12 protein-coding genes and 1 pseudogene are annotated in these 16,163 nt (G+C 71.6%); 5 read left to right on the plus strand and 8 right to left on the minus strand.

What is annotated here, in order from left to right; translation table 11 throughout:
- Positions 1-35: 35 nt before the first annotated feature.
- Positions 36-524, plus strand: coding sequence for a DUF3180 domain-containing protein (locus tag OG776_RS19905; RefSeq protein WP_148012310.1), 489 nt, complete (start codon positions 36-38; stop codon positions 522-524).
- Between the two features lie 118 nt (positions 525-642).
- Here OG776_RS19905 and folE read toward each other — a convergent pair whose 3' ends face one another.
- From folE to dacB, 6 genes are all read right to left on the minus strand, one after another.
- Positions 643-1,248 carry a GTP cyclohydrolase I FolE gene (folE, locus tag OG776_RS19910; protein ID WP_148012311.1) on the minus strand — a complete coding sequence of 202 codons (606 nt, stop codon included), beginning with the start codon at positions 1,246-1,248 and terminating at the stop codon, positions 643-645.
- Between the two features lie 144 nt (positions 1,249-1,392).
- The gene (ftsH, locus tag OG776_RS19915; RefSeq protein ID WP_148012312.1) at positions 1,393-3,417 is read right to left on the minus strand and encodes an ATP-dependent zinc metalloprotease FtsH; all 2,025 of its coding nucleotides are present in this window, start codon (positions 3,415-3,417) and stop codon (positions 1,393-1,395) included.
- A 198-nt stretch (positions 3,418-3,615) separates the two neighbouring features.
- The gene (gene hpt / locus OG776_RS19920) at positions 3,616-4,176 is read right to left on the minus strand and encodes a hypoxanthine phosphoribosyltransferase (RefSeq protein ID WP_148012436.1); all 561 of its coding nucleotides are present in this window, start codon (positions 4,174-4,176) and stop codon (positions 3,616-3,618) included.
- Between the two features lie 53 nt (positions 4,177-4,229).
- Positions 4,230-5,255: a tRNA lysidine(34) synthetase TilS gene (tilS, locus tag OG776_RS19925; RefSeq protein ID WP_148012313.1), complete on the minus strand. Its 1,026-nt coding sequence runs from the start codon at positions 5,253-5,255 to the stop codon at positions 4,230-4,232.
- 193 nt (positions 5,256-5,448) lie between these two features.
- On the minus strand, positions 5,449-6,582 hold the full coding sequence (locus OG776_RS19930; RefSeq protein ID WP_148012314.1) for a zinc-dependent metalloprotease: 1,134 nt from the start codon (positions 6,580-6,582) through the stop codon (positions 5,449-5,451).
- 406 nt (positions 6,583-6,988) lie between these two features.
- Complete coding sequence (dacB, locus tag OG776_RS19935) at positions 6,989-8,632, minus strand: D-alanyl-D-alanine carboxypeptidase/D-alanyl-D-alanine endopeptidase (protein ID WP_148012315.1); 1,644 nt, start codon at positions 8,630-8,632, stop codon at positions 6,989-6,991.
- 79 nt (positions 8,633-8,711) lie between these two features.
- Between dacB and OG776_RS19940 the strand changes: the two genes are divergently transcribed.
- Both OG776_RS19940 and OG776_RS19945 read left to right on the plus strand, forming a co-directional pair.
- A complete protein-coding gene (locus tag OG776_RS19940) occupies positions 8,712-9,203 on the plus strand; it encodes an inorganic diphosphatase (protein ID WP_148012437.1) in 492 nt (163 codons plus the stop codon).
- Between the two features lie 109 nt (positions 9,204-9,312).
- Positions 9,313-10,953, plus strand: coding sequence for a threonine/serine ThrE exporter family protein (locus OG776_RS19945; protein ID WP_148012316.1), 1,641 nt, complete (start codon positions 9,313-9,315; stop codon positions 10,951-10,953).
- 199 nt (positions 10,954-11,152) lie between these two features.
- Here the strand turns inward: OG776_RS19945 and OG776_RS19950 are convergent.
- Both OG776_RS19950 and OG776_RS19955 read right to left on the minus strand, forming a co-directional pair.
- Positions 11,153-12,196, minus strand: a pseudogene (locus OG776_RS19950) (VTT domain-containing protein); the annotation flags it as partial.
- Positions 12,197-12,451: 255 nt separating this feature from the next.
- Entirely contained in the window at positions 12,452-13,213 is a 762-nt protein-coding gene (locus OG776_RS19955; RefSeq protein WP_148012318.1) for a MerR family transcriptional regulator, read from the minus strand.
- A 122-nt stretch (positions 13,214-13,335) separates the two neighbouring features.
- Here OG776_RS19955 and OG776_RS19960 point away from each other — a divergent pair, with 122 nt between their 5' ends.
- Together OG776_RS19960 and OG776_RS19965 are read left to right on the plus strand one after the other, a co-directional pair.
- Complete coding sequence (locus tag OG776_RS19960) at positions 13,336-14,622, plus strand: ion channel protein (protein WP_148012319.1); 1,287 nt, start codon at positions 13,336-13,338, stop codon at positions 14,620-14,622.
- Between the two features lie 85 nt (positions 14,623-14,707).
- A complete protein-coding gene (locus tag OG776_RS19965) occupies positions 14,708-16,114 on the plus strand; it encodes a glutamate decarboxylase (RefSeq protein ID WP_148012320.1) in 1,407 nt (468 codons plus the stop codon).
- Positions 16,115-16,163: the final 49 nt, after the last annotated feature.

Below are 16,163 nucleotides of genomic sequence, written 5' to 3' on the forward strand. Positions count from 1 at the left end.
ACGACCGTCCGGGGGCGGGTGACAGAAGGGGCAAAGTGAAAGAGCTGCGGATCAGGACGCTGGCCGCCGTGTTCGTCGTGGCGGGGGTGCTGTGCTGGGCGGGCGCCCGCCTGTGGAACGCGGTGGGGACACTGCCCCGCGTCCCGCTGGCCGCCCCCATCGTGCTGGCCCTGATCGCCGTCGTGCTGCTGTCCACGGCGCTCTCGCTGCGCGCCCGGCTCAAGGCCCAGCGCGAGCGGCGTCCCGGCGCCAAGGGCGTCGACCCGCTGATGGCGGCCCGCGCGGTCGTCTTCGGCCAGGCGAGCGCCCTGGTCGCCGCCCTGGTGGCGGGCATGTACGGCGGCGCGGGCGCGTTCCTGCTCGAGTCCCTGGACGTCCCGGCCCGCCGCGACCAGGCCATCTACGCCGGTTTCTCGGTCCTGGCCGGCATCGCGGTCATAGCGGCCGCCTTCTTCCTGGAGCGCGTCTGCAAGCTCCCGGAGGACGACGACAACGAACACGGCGGCCCCGCCCCGGCCGCCTGACACCCGCACGACGCGGGCGGCGGCCCGACGCGCTCCGTCCCCGGCGCGGGGCCCCGGCCGGCACGCCGGCGGGGCGCACCAGGGCACACCCGGTGGGGACGGTGCGGCCCCGGCCGGCTCAGCGCGCCATGATGAGGCTCATCGCCTCGTTGCGGGTGGCGGGGTCCCTCATCTGGCCGCGCACCGCCGAGGTGATGGTCTTCGCGCCGGGCTTGCGGACACCGCGCATCGACATGCACATGTGCTCGCACTCCACGACGACGATCACGCCGCGCGGCTCCAGGATCTCCATCAGGGAGTCGGCGATCTGCGTGGTGAGCCGCTCCTGCACCTGCGGCCGGCGGGCGTAGACGTCCACGAGCCGGGCCAGCTTCGACAGCCCCGTGATCTTGCCGTCCGCGGACGGGATGTACCCCACGTGGGCCACCCCGACGAACGGGACCAGATGGTGCTCACAGCTGCTCAGCACTTCGATGTCCTTCACGAGCACCATCTCGTCGTGCCCGAGGTCGAACGTGGTCGTCAGCACGTCCTCGGGCCGCTGCCACAGCCCGGCGAATATCTCCTTGTACGCCCTGGCCACGCGGCCCGGGGTCTCCCGCAGGCCCTCACGCTCCGGGTCCTCGCCGACCGCGATGAGAAGCTCTCGTACGGCGTTCTCGGCGCGCTTCTCGTCGAACTCGCCGATCGAGCCCTCGCCGTCCAGCGTCACGGGGTCGGTCATGTGGTCCTCGTTCCTGTGCCTCCCGGCGCGTGCGGTTCGACGCGCCGACGTGCGGACATACCGAAATGCCGCGCCCCCCAGGCTAAAACCTGGGAAACGCGGCAGTCATTCCGGGCCTGCAGAGGCCTTCGGGAGCCGAGCGGATCAGCTCTCGGTGCGGTCCTCGGGAGCCGCTTCCTTCGCCGGGACGGACTCCGTCTTGGCGATGGAAGGCGTCGCGCCGTTCGCCCCGTTCGTCAGTGACAGCTCCTTGGGGGAGAGCACCGGCGGGCGGGTCGACGGCGTGCGCCGGGAGGAGCCGGTCCACGCGGGGCGGGCCGGGCGCTTCACGATGGGAGCGAAGACCTCGGCGATCTGCTCCTTGCTCAGCGTCTCCTTCTCCAGAAGCTGGAGCACCAGCGCGTCCAGAACGTCGCGGTTCTCGACCAGGATCTCCCAGGCCTCGTTGTGCGCGTTCTCGATGAGCTTCTTGACCTCTTCGTCGACGAGCGCGGCGACCTCTTCCGAGTAGTCGCGCGGGTGCGACATCTCCCGGCCGAGGAACGGCTCGGTGTTGTCGCCGCCGAACTTGATCGCGCCGAGACGCTCGGTCATGCCGTACTGCGTGACCATCGCGCGGGCCGTCGCCGTGGCCTTCTCGATGTCGTTCGCGGCACCCGTGGTCGGGTCGTGGAAGACGAGCTCCTCGGCCGCGCGGCCGCCCAGCATGTAGGCCAGCTGGTCCAGCATCTCGTTGCGCGTCGTGGAGTACTTGTCCTCGTCCGGCAGGACCATCGTGTAACCGAGGGCCCGGCCGCGCGACAGGATCGTGATCTTGTGGACCGGGTCGGAGTTCGGAGACGCCGCCGCGACCAGGGCGTGGCCGCCCTCGTGGTACGCGGTGATCTTCTTCTCCTTGTCCGACATGATCCGGGTCCGCTTCTGCGGGCCCGCGACCACACGGTCGATCGCCTCGTCGAGCATGTTGTTGTCGACGAGCTTCTGGTTGCTGCGTGCCGTGAGGAGCGCGGCCTCGTTCAGCACGTTCGCCAGGTCGGCACCCGTGAAACCGGGGGTGCGGCGGGCGACGGCGGAGAGGTCGACGTCCGGGGCGACCGGCTTGCCCTTCTGGTGGACCTTGAGGATCTCCAGACGGCCCTGCATGTCCGGGCGGTCGACCGCGATCTGGCGGTCGAAGCGGCCGGGGCGCAGGAGTGCCGGGTCGAGGATGTCGGGCCGGTTCGTGGCGGCGATGAGGATCACACCGCCCTTGACGTCGAAGCCGTCCATCTCGACGAGCAGCTGGTTCAGCGTCTGCTCGCGCTCGTCGTGACCACCGCCGAGGCCGGCGCCGCGGTGACGGCCGACCGCGTCGATCTCGTCGACGAAGACGATCGCCGGGGCGTTCGCCTTGGCCTGCTCGAAGAGGTCACGGACCCGGGAGGCACCGACACCGACGAACATCTCGACGAAGTCGGAACCCGAGATCGAGTAGAAGGGAACGCCCGCCTCACCCGCGACGGCGCGCGCGAGCAGCGTCTTGCCCGTACCGGGAGGCCCGTAGAGGAGCACACCCTTGGGGATCTTCGCCCCGACGGCCTGGAACTTCGCCGGCTCCTGCAGGAACTCCTTGATCTCCTGGAGCTCCTCCACCGCCTCGTCCGAGCCCGCGACGTCCGAGAACGTCGTCTTCGGGGTGTCCTTGGTGATGAGCTTCGCCTTGGACTTCCCGAAGTTCATGACCCGGGAGCCGCCGCCCTGCATCTGGTTCATCAGGAACAGGAAGACGACGACGATGAGGACGAAGGGAAGCAGCGACAGCAGGATGCCCAGGAAGGGGTTCTGCTTGGACGGCGAGACGGTGTAGCCGTCCGGGATCTGCTTGTTCTGGTACTTGTCCTGCAGGGTGTTGGCCAGGGCCACGCCCTGGTCGCCGATGTAGCTCGACTGGATCTTCGAGCTGCCATCGACCTTCTCGCCGTCCTTCAGCGAGACCTTGATGACCTGCTCGTCGCCAGTGGTGATCTTGGCCGACTCGACCTTGTTGTCATTGATCGCCTGGACGACCTGGCCGGTGTCCACTGTCTTGTAGCCGCCGGACGAGCCGACGACCTGCATCAACACGACCACGGCAAGGACGGCCAGCACGATCCACATGACCGGCCCACGGAAGTATCGCTTCACGTCCATCCATACGGAGCGGAGCCGCCCCGTCCCTCCTGCCATAGTGAGTTTGATAAAGACTTAGAAAGACTGTTCTTCGGACGGTACCCCAGCATTGTCACCCGAAGCCGCAGGGGACGACTGACAATCCCGCCCACGCATGCTCCAACGGCGCGAAACCCGCTGGGGTTCCCGATCGTCTTACGAAGACCGGGACCCGGCCGTTCAGCCGCCGTAGACGTGGGGCGCGAGCGTACCGACGAACGGGAGGTTGCGGTACTTCTCGGCGTAGTCCAGGCCGTACCCGACGACGAACTCGTTCGGGATGTCGAAGCCGACCCACTCCACGTCGATCGCGACCTTGGCCGCCTCCGGCTTGCGCAGCAGCGTGCACACCTTGAGGGAGGCGGGCTCGCGGGAGCCGAGGTTGGAGATCAGCCAGGACAGCGTCAGCCCGGAGTCGATGATGTCCTCGACGATCAGGACGTGCTTGCCCTTGATGTCGGTGTCGAGGTCCTTGAGGATCCGCACCACGCCCGAGGACTGGGTGCCCGCGCCGTACGAGGAGACGGCCATCCAGTCCATGGTGACGGGGGTGGACAGCGCACGCGCGAGGTCCGCCATGACCATGACGGCGCCCTTGAGCACCCCCACGATCAGCAGGTCCTTGCCCGCGTACTCCGCGTCGACCTTCGCGGCCAGCTCGGCCAGCTTGGCGTCGATCTCTTCCTTGGTGATGAGCACCGACTTGAGGTCGGTGCCCATGTCTTTCGCGTCCACCCGCATCACTTTCGGTCGTCCCACCGGCCGTCCCGGCCCTCCCCGGAGGGGGGCGCGGTTCAGCTTTGCCGGATCACCAGTCTGCCACCCTGCCGCTGCGCGACGACTTTGCCCGGGAGATTGATGACTCCCTGACCGCGCCAGCCGGTGATCAGCCGGTCGACTTCCTCGATGTGGCGGGCGAACAGCGAACCGGCCGGGGCACCCGCCTCGATGGCGGCCCGGCGCAGGATGCGGCGGCGGACGGCGGGCGGCAGGGCGTAGAGCTTGGCGCACTCCAGCAGGCCCGCGGTGTCCCGTACGGAGGCCTCGGCCTGACGGGCCCAGGCGTCGAGGGCGTCGGCGTCGTCGCGGGAGAGCTGGGCGGTGCGGGCGAGGGCCCCGACCACCCCTTTGCCCAGCGCCTTCTCCAGGGCGGGCAGACCCTCGTGGCGCAGCCGCGAGCGGGTGTAGGCCGGGTCGGCGTTGTGCGGGTCGTCCCAGACGGGCAGCGACTGGGCCATGCAGGCCTTGCGCGCGGTCTGCCGGTCGAGGTGCAGGAACGGGCGCCGGTAACGGCCGCCGGCCCCCGAGACCTCGGCCATTCCGGACAGGGAGCGGATGCCCGAGCCACGGGCGAGGCCCAGCAGGACCGTCTCCGCCTGGTCGTCGCGCGTGTGTCCGAGGAGGATCGCGGCGGCGCCGTGGCGCTCGGCGGCGGCGTCCAGGGCGGCGTACCGGGCGTCGCGGGCGGCGGCCTCGGGGCCGCCGTCGCGGCCCACGGTCACGGCGAGGGACTCGACGGGCGCCATGCCCAGCTCGACGAGGCGCGCGACCACTTCGTCGGCGCGCAGATCGGAGCCGGTCTGCAGGCCGTGGTCCACGGTGATGCCACCGGCGCGGATGCCGAGTTTGGGGGCTTCGAAGGCGAGCGCGGAGGCGAGCGCCATGGAGTCGGCTCCGCCGGAGCAGGCCACGAGAACGAGCGGGCCGAGCGGGGCGTACGGGGTGGGCGCGCCGAGGGGGCGCGTGTGGTCGGTGAGGATGTCGTGGAGTACGCGGCGGACCGCCAGGCGTATCGCCGCGACCGCAGGATGGGGACCCATGTCCGGTTCCCTTCATGAAGTTTTCGGGGGGTGAGCCCGAGTTTCGGTCACTCAGAGTGTGTAGATGGTGACAGAAACAGGCCGTTCCCCGAGCATTGCACGCCTACGCATGGCCCACGGTCCCTCGGACGGGTGATTGGAGGGGCGTTCCCCTGCCGTCGGCCGGTTTCGTCTCACGGCCTTGCCGTAGGGTTCACGACTCCGCCTTGCGGTGCACCCGCGCGACCCAGTCCGCCGGTTTGGCGATCTCCGTCTTGGTCGGCAGCGTGTTCGGGGAAGTCCACACACGGTTGAACCCGTCCATGCCCACCTGCTCGACGACCGCGCGCACGAACCGTTCGCCGTCCCTGTACTGCTTCAGTTTGGCGTCCAGACCCAGCAGCTTGCGCAGGGCGAGGTCCAGGCGGGAGGCGCCCTTGGCCCGGCGCTGCTGGAACTTCTCGCGGATCTCCCCGACGGAGGCGACCACTTCCGGGCCCACGCCGTCCATGACGAAGTCCGCGTGCCCCTCCAGGAGCGACATCACGGCCGTCAGCCGGGCCAGGATCTCCCGCTGGGCGGGCGTCTGCACGATCTCGACCAGCGAGCGGCCCTCGTCGTCCTCCTCGCCCTCGGGACGCCCGCCCGCGAGGGACTGCGCCGCCTCCCTGATGCGCTCCAGGACCGTCATGGGGTCGACCTCGGTCTCCGCCAAGAACGACTGGATTTCGCCCTCCAGGTGGTCCCGCAGCCAGGGCACGGCCGAGAACTGGGTGCGGTGGGTCTCCTCGTGCAGACAGACCCACAGGCGGAAGTCGTGGGGATCCACGTCGAGTTCGCGCTCCACGTGGACGATGTTCGGCGCGACCAGGAGGAGCCTGCCGCCGCCGTTCTCACCGGCGGGCAGTTCGCGGGTCGCGGGGGCGAAGGTCTCGTACTGGCCGAGGACGCGCGACGACAGGAACGACAGCAGCATGCCCAGTTCGACGCCGGTCACCTTGCCGCCGACGGCGCCGAGGACGGCTCCGCCCGGACCGTTCCCCCGGCGCTCCTGCATCTTGTCCAGCAGGGGCTTGAGGACCTCGCGGAACCCGGCGACGTTCGCCCGGACCCAGCCGGGGCGGTCGACCACGAGCACGGGGGTGTCGTGGATGTCCTCCGTGCCCATCCGCGTGAAGCCGCGGACGTGCGCCTCGGAGGCCTTGGCGTGCCGGCGCAGCTCCGCGACGACCTCCCGGGCCTCGTCGCGGCTCACGTCGGGGCCGGGCCGCACGAGCCGTGTCGCGGTCGCCACCGCGAGGTTCCAGTCGACCATCCCAGCAGATGCGGCACCACCGATGCTCGTCATGCGTCAACCGTACGTGAGGGGGTCCGCCCGCGGTGAGGGGTAAGGCGCCGGATGAGCCCTCCGGCCGGGGCTGACGGGGCTCGTGCGACAGCCGGGGCGCAGGGCTCCTCGGCGCGTCCGGCGGCGGGGCCCGGTCCGCGCCCGCCCGGACTCCGAACGGCCCGGTTCCGTCCGGTCCGGGCCCGTCCGGTCCGGCCGTCCACGACGGGCGGACGGAGGGTCGCCGCATCCGGGCGGTCCGAGGGCCCGGGGGCGTGCGGGCCGTGCCGACAGCGCGGGAACGTCCGGGCGGTGACGACGGCACCGGATCGTCCGGACCGTCACGACGGCCCGGAAGCGTCCGAGCCGCGCCGGTGGCGGGGGCGCGCGTCCGCCGGGCCCGGCTCCCGCCGTGGGGCACCGTCCCTCAGTGCCCGCCCGATCCTGACGACACCGGCCGGCCGCAGCCGCAGCCCGCCAGCGCCGAGGCCGCGCCGTCCAGGGCCGACTGGGCGGCCATCGGGTCGGACGTGCCGGAGGCCAGGAAGGCGAAGGCCAGCAGCCGTCCGTCCGCGTCGACGACCGTGCCCGCGAGGGTGTTCACCCCGGTCAGGGTGCCGGTCTTGGCGCGTACGACGCCGGGGCCCGCGGAGTCGCCGCTGTAGCGGTCGGTGAGGGTGCCCGTGAAGCCCGCGACCGGCAGACCGGTCAGGACCGGGCGGAGTTCGGGGCGGGCGGGATCGCCGGCCTTCACCAGGAGCGCGGTGAGCAGGTCGGCCGTCAGCCGGTCGTCGCGGTTCAGGCCGCTGCCGTCCGTGAAGTGCGCCCCGGCCAGCGGGAGTCCGAGCTTGCGCAGCTGCGCGTCGATCGCCGCGGCGCCGCCCCCGAAGCTCGCCTTCCGTCCCGTGGCGACGGCGACCTGGCGCGCCATGGCCTCCGCGATGTCGTTGTCACTGTTCGTCAGCATCCGCTCCACCAGGGCCGACAGGGGCGGCGAGGAGACCGAGGCGAGGGCCTGCGCGCCACCGGTCGCCTTCGACGGTCCGGGGGAGGAGGCGTCGATGCCCTTGGCCCGCAGCAGGTCCGCGAAGGTGGCGGCGGCGTCACCCGCGGGGTCCGCGGTGCGGTCGGCCGGGCCGCTGGTGGAGGCGTCGGTGCGGCCCTCGTCGGCCGTCAGGGCGCTGACCGGTGCGAGGTTGGGGTTGGGCCCGATGGGGTGCACGGCGGGACCGGAGTAGAGCGAGGTGTCGTACGAGAGCGTCACCTCGTCCAGGTGGCGGGCCTTCAGCGCCTTCGCCGTGCCGTCGGCGAGGGTGCGCAGGCTCGCCCATTCCCCGGCGTCCTTGCGGGCGGTCAGTGTCGGGTCGCCGGCGCCGACGAGGACGACCTCCTTGGTGCCGGGTTCCAGCACCGTGCGGGTGGTGAGCCGGTGGTCGGCGCCCGCGGCGGAGAGCACGGCGACCGCGGTGGCGATCTTGGTGGTGGAAGCGGGGGTCTGCGCCCCGCCGGCGTCCTTGCCGTAGAGCCGCCCGCCGGTCGCCACGTCGACGACCACGGCCGTGCGCCGGGTGCCGAGCGAGGGCACGCCCAGGAGCCGGTCGAGGGTGGCCGCGAGGGCCTTGCCGTCGGGTGCGGGCGCCGCGGACGTGGCGCTGCCGAGGCCGGTGAGGACGGACGCGGCGCTCGGCGCGGGCCGCGGCGACACCGCGGACGTACCGGCGTCCCGCCCGTGATCTGCGCCACCCTCCCGGTCCCGCGATGCGGCCCAGTCACGCTCGGCCGTACGCTGACCGGTGGAGTCCCAGGGACCGGCCACGGTCACCGCCCCGACCGCGAGCGCCAGACCCGCGGTGGCGGCCAAGGCCGTGAGCTGGGGGGTCGTGATCCTCCCGGAGCGCGGCCGCACGGCTCGAGCGACCCGCACCAGCTGCGGCCGAACGGACTGCGCAGCCCGCCTCACCGGCGGTCGCGCCGCCCGCGCGACCCGCGTCACGCGCGGCTGAACGGCCCGCGCGACCCGCAGCACATGCGGTCTCGCGGCCCGCCAGGCCCTCAGCTCAGGCACGACCACCAGCCCCTTTCGCGATCACCCACCTGCGTGAGGGACACTTAATCACCAGAACTATGTGTTGATCATGGAGGAGCCACCGGTGGAGTTCGACGTCACGATCGAGATTCCGAAGGGTTCGCGGAACAAGTACGAGGTGGACCACGAGACCGGTCGGATCCGCCTGGACCGTCGACTCTTCACCTCGACCAGCTACCCGGCCGACTACGGCTTCGTCGAGAACACCCTCGGCGAGGACGGCGACCCGCTGGACGCGCTGGTCATCCTGGACGAGCCGACCTTCCCGGGCTGCCTCATCCAGTGCCGCACGATCGGCATGTTCCGCATGACGGACGAGGCCGGCGGCGACGACAAGCTGCTGTGCGTCCCGGCGCACGACCCGCGCGTGGAGCACCTGCGCGACATCCACCACGTGTCGGAGTTCGACCGCCTGGAGATCCAGCACTTCTTCGAGGTCTACAAGGACCTGGAGCCCGGCAAGTCCGTCGAGGGCGCCAACTGGGTGGGCCGCACGGAGGCCGAGGCCGAGATCGAGCGCTCCTACAAGCGGTTCAAGGAGCAGGGCGGTCACTGATCCCTCCTGAGACCACCGGGCCGCGCCACCCCTGCCGGGGTGGCGCGGCCCGTTCGTGTATCAGTGCGCATACTGGGGCGTACTGGACCTGAGCAGTCGGGAGCAGTGGGTGACGGACGCGGAGGACCGCAAACCGCAGTCGGACGAGGCGAGGAGCGCCTTCGTCCAGCCGGACGGCGTGGCGCAGGCCGGCGAGGGCGAGTCGGGGACCACGTCGGAGTTCGCGATCCCCAAGGGGCTGGTGCCCCCGGAGCCGGCCGGCACCGATGCCGAGGGGTCCGCCTTCAGCACGCCGCGCACCTACAGCGCGCGGCACGCCCCGCCGGCCTTCACCCCGGCGACCGGCGTCCCCGTGGTCAGTCTGACCAAGGACGTGCCCTGGCAGGACCGGATGCGCACGATGCTGCGCATGCCCGTGGCCGAGCGCCCGGCGCCCGAGCTCGTGCACAAGGAGGACGACACGGGGCCCGCCGTGCCGCGCGTGCTCGACCTGACGCTGCGCATCGGCGAGCTGCTGCTCGCGGGCGGCGAGGGCGCCGAGGACGTGGAGGCGGCCATGTTCGCCGTCTGCCGCTCCTACGGCCTCGACCGCTGCGAGCCGAACGTCACGTTCACCCTGCTGTCGATCTCGCACCAGCCGTCCCTGGTGGACGACCCGGTGACGGCTTCGCGCACGGTCCGGCGCCGGGGCACCGACTACACCCGCCTGGCGGCCGTCTACCGGCTCGTCGACGACCTGAGCGACCCCGAGACCGGCATCTCCCTGGAGGACGCCTACCGGCGGCTCGCCGAGATGCGGCGCAACCGGCACCCGTATCCCGGCTGGGTGCTGACCGGCTCCAGCGGGCTGCTCGCGGGCGCGGCCTCGGTGCTCGTCGGCGGTGACGCCGTGGTGTTCGTCGCGGCGGCGCTGGGCGCGATGCTCGGCGACCGGCTCGCGTGGCTGTGCGCCGGACGCGGACTGCCGGAGTTCTACCAGTTCACGGTGGCCGCGATGCCGCCGGCCGCGATCGGGGTCGCGCTGCAGCTCGCGCACGTCGACGTGAAGGCGTCCGCGGTGATCACCGGTGGGCTCTTCGCGCTGCTGCCGGGACGGGCGCTCGTCGCCGGTGTGCAGGACGGGCTGACCGGCTTCTACATCACCGCGTCCGCGCGGCTGCTGGAGGTCATGTACCTCTTCGTCGGCATCGTCGTCGGGGTCCTGGTGGTCCTGTACTTCGGCGTGAAGTTCGACGCCCAGCTCAACCCCGACCAGGCGCTGAGCATCTCCGAGCGCCCGCTGGTGCAGATCGCCGCGTCCATGCTGCTGTCGCTGACCTTCGCGGTGCTGCTCCAGCAGGAACGGTCCACCGTCCTCGCGGTGACCCTCAACGGCGGGGTGGCCTGGTCGGTGTACGGGGCGATGCACTACCCGGGCGGCATCTCACCGGTCGCCTCGACGGCCGTCGCGGCGGGCCTGGTGGGCCTCTTCGGGCAGCTGCTGTCCCGCTACCGCTTCGCCTCCGCGCTGCCGTACACGACCGCCGCGATCGGGCCCCTGCTGCCGGGTTCGGCCACCTACTTCGGGCTGCTGTCCATCGCCCAGAACAACGTCGACAAGGGGCTGGTGTCCCTCACCAAGGCCGCCGCGCTCGCGATGGCCATCGCGATCGGGGTGAACCTCGGGTCGGAGATCTCGCGCCTCTTCCTGCGGCTGCCCGGCGGCTCCGCCGCGGGGCGGCGCGCCGCCAAGCGGACCAGGGGCTTCTGAGACGGGCCGCGCCCCTCGGGGGCGCGGCCCGCCGGGTTCAGCCGCGGGGGCGGCTCTGGCGATACGGGTCCTGCTGCGCGTCGTACGGCTGCTGGGGGTAACCCTGCGGGTACTGCTGGGGCGGGTGGGCCTGACCCTGGCCGTCCTCGCCGCCGTGCTGTCCGTGGTCCGGCGCGCCGTGGCCCTGGTGGTTCTGGCCGTGCCCCTGGTGGTAGCCCTGGTCCTGGCCACCGTAGGGCTGCTGCGGCTGCGGCGGCTGCTGGTACCCCTGGCCCTGGGAGTACGGGGCCTGCTGCTGCGGATACCCCTGGCCGTACGGGTCCTGCGGGTGGCTGCCCGGCTGCCGGCTGCCCTGCCGGTACTGGTCCTGCCCGTACTGATCCTGCCCGTACCGGTCCTGCCCGTACTGAACCTGCTCGTGCCGGTCCTGCCCGTACTGGTCCTGCTGGTACGCGCCCGGCTGGTACGCACCCTGCTGGTAGGGGTCCTGGTGGTACGGGTCCTGGCCCTGCTGCGGCTGGTGCATGCGCAGCGGGCGCGTGGCGTCGTCCATCACGGGGGCCGTCGGCTGCTGCTGATACGCGGCCGGACCCTGGGGGGCCTCCGGCTCCTGCGGGTTCTTCCGGGCCTTGGAGCGCGCCCGCAGGAACTCGATGGCGATCGGGACCACCGAGACGAGGACGATCAGGATCAGGATCGCCTCGATGTTGTTCTTCACGACGGTGATGTTGCCGAGCCAGGAGCCGAGCAGCGTGACGCCCGCGCCCCACAGGACGCCACCGATGACGTTGAACGTGATGAAGGAGCGGTACCGCATGCCGCTGACGCCCGCGATGATCGGCGTGAACGTCCGCACGATCGGCACGAAGCGGGCCAGGACCAGGGACTTGGGCCCGTACTTCTCGAAGAACTCGTGCGCCTTGACCACGTTCTCCTGCTTGAAGAGGCGGGAGTCCGGGCGGGTGAAGAGCGAGGGGCCGACCTTCTTGCCGAAGAGGTAACCCGCCTGGTCGCCCAGGATCGCCGCGACGCAGATCAGGGCGACGGCACCCCACAGCGGGAAGTCCAGTCTGTTCGACGTGATCAGCAGACCGCAGGTGAACAGCAGCGAGTCGCCCGGCAGGAAGAACCCGATGAGCAGGCCGGACTCCGCGAAGACGATGAGCAGCAGGCCCCAGATGCCGAAGTTCTCCAGGAGCGTGTTCGGATCCAGCCAGCTTGGACCGAGGGCAAACGTCGTCACGGTTCCGGGCTCCTGAGGGGTGAAGGAAGAGGAGGCGTCCTGGTACGGCGGCCAAAACTATCAACGCGTGGTGTCCACGCCAGGTTCCACCGATGCCCCCAGCATGCACTGTGGTCCCCCTGGCACAAAGCCGTGAGCCGCGGGGTACCGGACGATACGGCCGCGGCCGTGCGCCCCGTCGCCCCGCGGCCTCGTTCTCCCGTCCCCCGAAGGACGGCCCCGCTCGGTCCGCCCCGCCGCGCGGGAGCGCCGCCGTCAGCCTCCGTGCCGCGCGGCGTTCGCCGCGATCGCCTCCTTCAGGTGTCCGGCCAGGCCCGGCCGCATGGACTCGTAGAACTCCTTGAACCGCTCGTCGGCCACGTACATCTCGCCGAGACCCCGGTGCATCTCGTACGAGCAGGCGTAGAACCACCGGGTGATGTGGAGCCGGTGTTCCTCGGCCATGTCCATGGCGCGCTCGCCGTCCGGGGTCTCACCGGCCTCCATGAGGGCGTCGTAACGCTCGCCCCAGGAGGCCACCTCGGCCTGCATGCGCTTCCAGTCGTCCTTGGTGTAGCGGGCGGCGCGGCGCTGCGACTCGGCGTACGCCTCGGTGCCTCCCCAGCGCCGCTCGGCCTCCTCGGCGTGTGCCTCGGGGTCCTTGTCCCCGAAGACCTCGAACTTCTCCTCGGGCGTGAGATCGATGCCCATCGTGCGTGCCTCCATGGCGTGTTCCACGGCCGCGGCCATCTTCTGCAGTTTGCCGATCCGGGCGGTCAGCAGGTCGTGCTGCCGGCGCAGATGCGCGCGGGGGTCCGCCTCCGGGTCGTCGAGCAGGGCGGCGACCTCGTCCAGCGGAAAGCCGAGCTCCCGGTAGAACAGGATCTGCTGCAGCCGGTCGAGGTCGGTGTCGCCGTAGCGCCGGTGCCCCGCGTGACTGCGCCCGCCCGGCACGAGCAGGCCGATCTCGTCGTAGTGGTGCAGGGTGCGCACCGTGACCCCGGCGAAACCGGCGACCTGGCCCACCGAATAGCTCACTTCCCGCTCCTTCCTCCGTACGCCCTTCAGCCTGGCCCCTGACGTCACGTGAGGTGCAAGCGCGGATCGGGGGCCGCCCCACTCCGGATGTGCTGTCCGGTTTGCCCGCTTAGGGTGACCGCGTGACCCACGACGCGGCCCGGCAGGCACCCGCCTCCGTCCCGGCGGCCCCCGCGCGGGCGCTGCTGCCGGTGATCGTCCCGGCACTCGTCGTCGGCGTCGCGGCCAGCCTCCTGTACCTGGCGGTGAGCTCGCTCGCGGAGAGACTGCAGGAGGTGCTCTGGAACGGGCTGCCCGCGTCGCTGGGGATCGGCCGGTACTCCGTCCTCTGGATGCTCGTCGTCCTCACCTCGACCGGTGTCCTGGTCGGACTGGTGGTGTGGAAGGCCCCGGGCCACGCGGGCCCCGACCCGGCGACCATCGGTCTCTCGGCGCCCCCGATGCGGCTCGCCCTGCTGCCGGGCCTGCTGGTGGCGACCGCCCTGATGCTGGCCGGCGGTCCGAGTCTGGGGCCGGAGAACCCGATCATCGCCACCAACGTGGCGCTGGCGTTCTGCCTCGGCCGCAGACTCGCGCCCCGGCTGCCCGGCGGTCTGTGGGCGGAACTGGCCGAGGCGGCGACGATCGGCGCGCTGTTCGGGACGCCGGTCGCGGCGGCGCTGGTCATCTCCGAGGCGCTCGCCGGACAGCCGCTGGAGGGCAGGTTGTGGGACCACCTGTTCGGGCCGCTGACGGCCGCCGCGACGGGTGCCACGACGACCGCCCTGGTGTCCCGTCCGGCCTTCGACCTCCGGCTGCCCCCGCTCGGGCCGCTCAGCGGGAGCCACGTCCTGGTCGCGCTCGTGATCGCCTCCGCGGCCGCGCTGCTCGGCATGGCGGCGGTCTACGCCTTCCCGTACGTCCACGGCGCCTTCTCCCGACTCGGGCACCCCATGCTGGCGCTCCCGCTCGGCGGGCTCGTCCTCGGCCTGCTGGGCGCTCTGGGAGGGCATCTGACGCTCTTCAAGGGGCTGGACGAGGTCGCCGAGCTGGCGAAGAACCCCGAGGGCTGGTCGGCCGGACAGTTCGCCACGATGACGGTGGTCAAGCTCGCCGCGCTGCTGGTCGCCGCGTCCTGCGGCTTCCGGGGCGGGCGGATCTTCCCGGCCGTCTTCATCGGCTCCGCCTTCGGCCTGTTCGCCCACGCGCTCGTCCCGGCGGTCCCGCCCGCTCTCGGCGTGTCCGCGGGCGTGCTGGGCATGCTCCTCGCGGTCACCCGGCAGGGCTGGCTGAGCCTGTTCACGGCGGCCGTCCTGGTCGCCTCCCCCACGATCCTCGCGCTGCTCTGCATCGCGAGCCTGCCGGCCTGGCTCCTGGTGACCGGCAGACCGCAGATGCAGCTCCACCAGGACGGAACCGCCGTTCGCTGACCCACCGACCCCGGCCCCACGGCCCCGCCCGGACCCGCCCACCGACCCTCCGACCCTCCGACCCTCCGACGCGATGGGAGAGCACATGCCGCTCCACCGAGGTCCCGAGAAGCCCGACGAGCGACCGATGTCCGTCAACCCCTTCTTCGGTGACGCGAATCCGCTCGGTGACATGACCGAGGCCCCGCCCAAGCACCGGCTCCCGGACCGGCCGCTGACCCCCACGATCGCCTACCAGCTGGTCCACGACGAACTGATGCTGGACGGCAACGCGCGGCTGAACCTCGCCACCTTCGTCACCACCTGGATGGAGCCCCAGGCCGGGGTGCTGATGGGGGAGTGCCTCGACAAGAACATGATCGACAAGGACGAGTACCCGCGCACCGCCGAGCTGGAACGGCGCTGCGTGGCGATGCTCGCGGACCTGTGGAACGCGCCCGATCCCGGGGCCGCCGTGGGCTGTTCCACGACCGGTTCCAGCGAGGCGTGCATGCTCGCGGGGATGGCGCTGAAGCGGCGCTGGTCGAAGCGGAACGCGGACCGCTACCCGGGGGCCCGGCCCAACCTCGTCATGGGGATCAACGTCCAGGTCTGCTGGGAGAAGTTCTGCAACTTCTGGGAGGTCGAGGCGCGTCAGGTGCCCATGGAGGGCGACCGGTTCCACCTCGACCCGCAGGCCGCGGCCGAGCTGTGCGACGAGAACACCATCGGGGTGGTGGGAATCCTCGGCTCCACCTTCGACGGGTCCTACGAGCCGATCGCCGACCTCTGCGCGGCGCTCGACCGGCTCCAGGAACGGACGGGCCTGGACATCCCGGTCCACGTGGACGGCGCGTCCGGCGGCATGATCGCCCCCTTCCTCGACCCGGACCTGGTCTGGGACTTCCGGCTGCCGCGGGTCTCGTCGATCAACACCTCGGGGCACAAGTACGGGCTCGTCTACCCGGGTGTCGGCTGGGCGCTGTGGCGGTCACCGGCGGAGCTGCCGGAGGAGCTCGTCTTCCGGGTCAACTACCTGGGTGGCGACATGCCGACCTTCGCGCTCAACTTCTCCCGGCCCGGCGCGCAGGTCGTGGCGCAGTACTACACCTTCCTGCGGCTGGGCCGGGAGGGCTTCCGGGCCGTCCAGCAGACGACCCGGGACCTGGCCCGCGGGCTCGCCGGACGGATCGAGGCGCTGGAGGACTTCCGTCTGATCACCCGGGGCGACCAGCTGCCGGTGTTCGCCTTCACGACGGCGCCCCACGTCACCGCGTACGACGTCTTCGACGTGTCCCGGCGGATGCGGGAGCACGGCTGGCTGGTGCCCGCGTACACCTTCCCGGCGAACCGGGAGGACCTGTCCGTGCTGCGGGTCGTCTGCCGCAACGGGTTCTCGGCCGACCTCGCCGACCTCTTCATGGAGGACCTGACCCGGCTGGTGCCCCAGCTGCGCCGCCAGCCGCACCCGTGGACCCAGGACAGGCAGCGGGCCACGGGCTTCCACCACTGAGCGGCCAGGACCCCCGTACCCCCGCCGGAGGACGCCGGAGGACGCCGGC

The sequence above is a fragment of the Streptomyces sp. NBC_01689 genome, assembly GCF_036250675.1.
Lineage (GTDB): Bacteria > Actinomycetota > Actinomycetes > Streptomycetales > Streptomycetaceae > Streptomyces.

Bases quoted from the DNA above. Each gene is read 5' to 3' on its own strand.
- OG776_RS19930 (WP_148012314.1), bottom strand. From the start codon at position 6,582: ATGACGAGCATCGGTGGTGCCGCATCTGCTGGGATGGTCGACTGGAAC.
- OG776_RS19965 (WP_148012320.1), top strand. From the start codon at position 14,708: ATGCCGCTCCACCGAGGTCCCGAGAAGCCCGACGAGCGACCGATGTCC.
- ftsH (WP_148012312.1), bottom strand. From the start codon at position 3,417: ATGGACGTGAAGCGATACTTCCGTGGGCCGGTCATGTGGATCGTGCTG.
- hpt (WP_148012436.1), bottom strand. From the start codon at position 4,176: ATGCGGGTGGACGCGAAAGACATGGGCACCGACCTCAAGTCGGTGCTC.
- tilS (WP_148012313.1), bottom strand. From the start codon at position 5,255: ATGGGTCCCCATCCTGCGGTCGCGGCGATACGCCTGGCGGTCCGCCGC.
- folE (WP_148012311.1), bottom strand. From the start codon at position 1,248: ATGACCGACCCCGTGACGCTGGACGGCGAGGGCTCGATCGGCGAGTTC.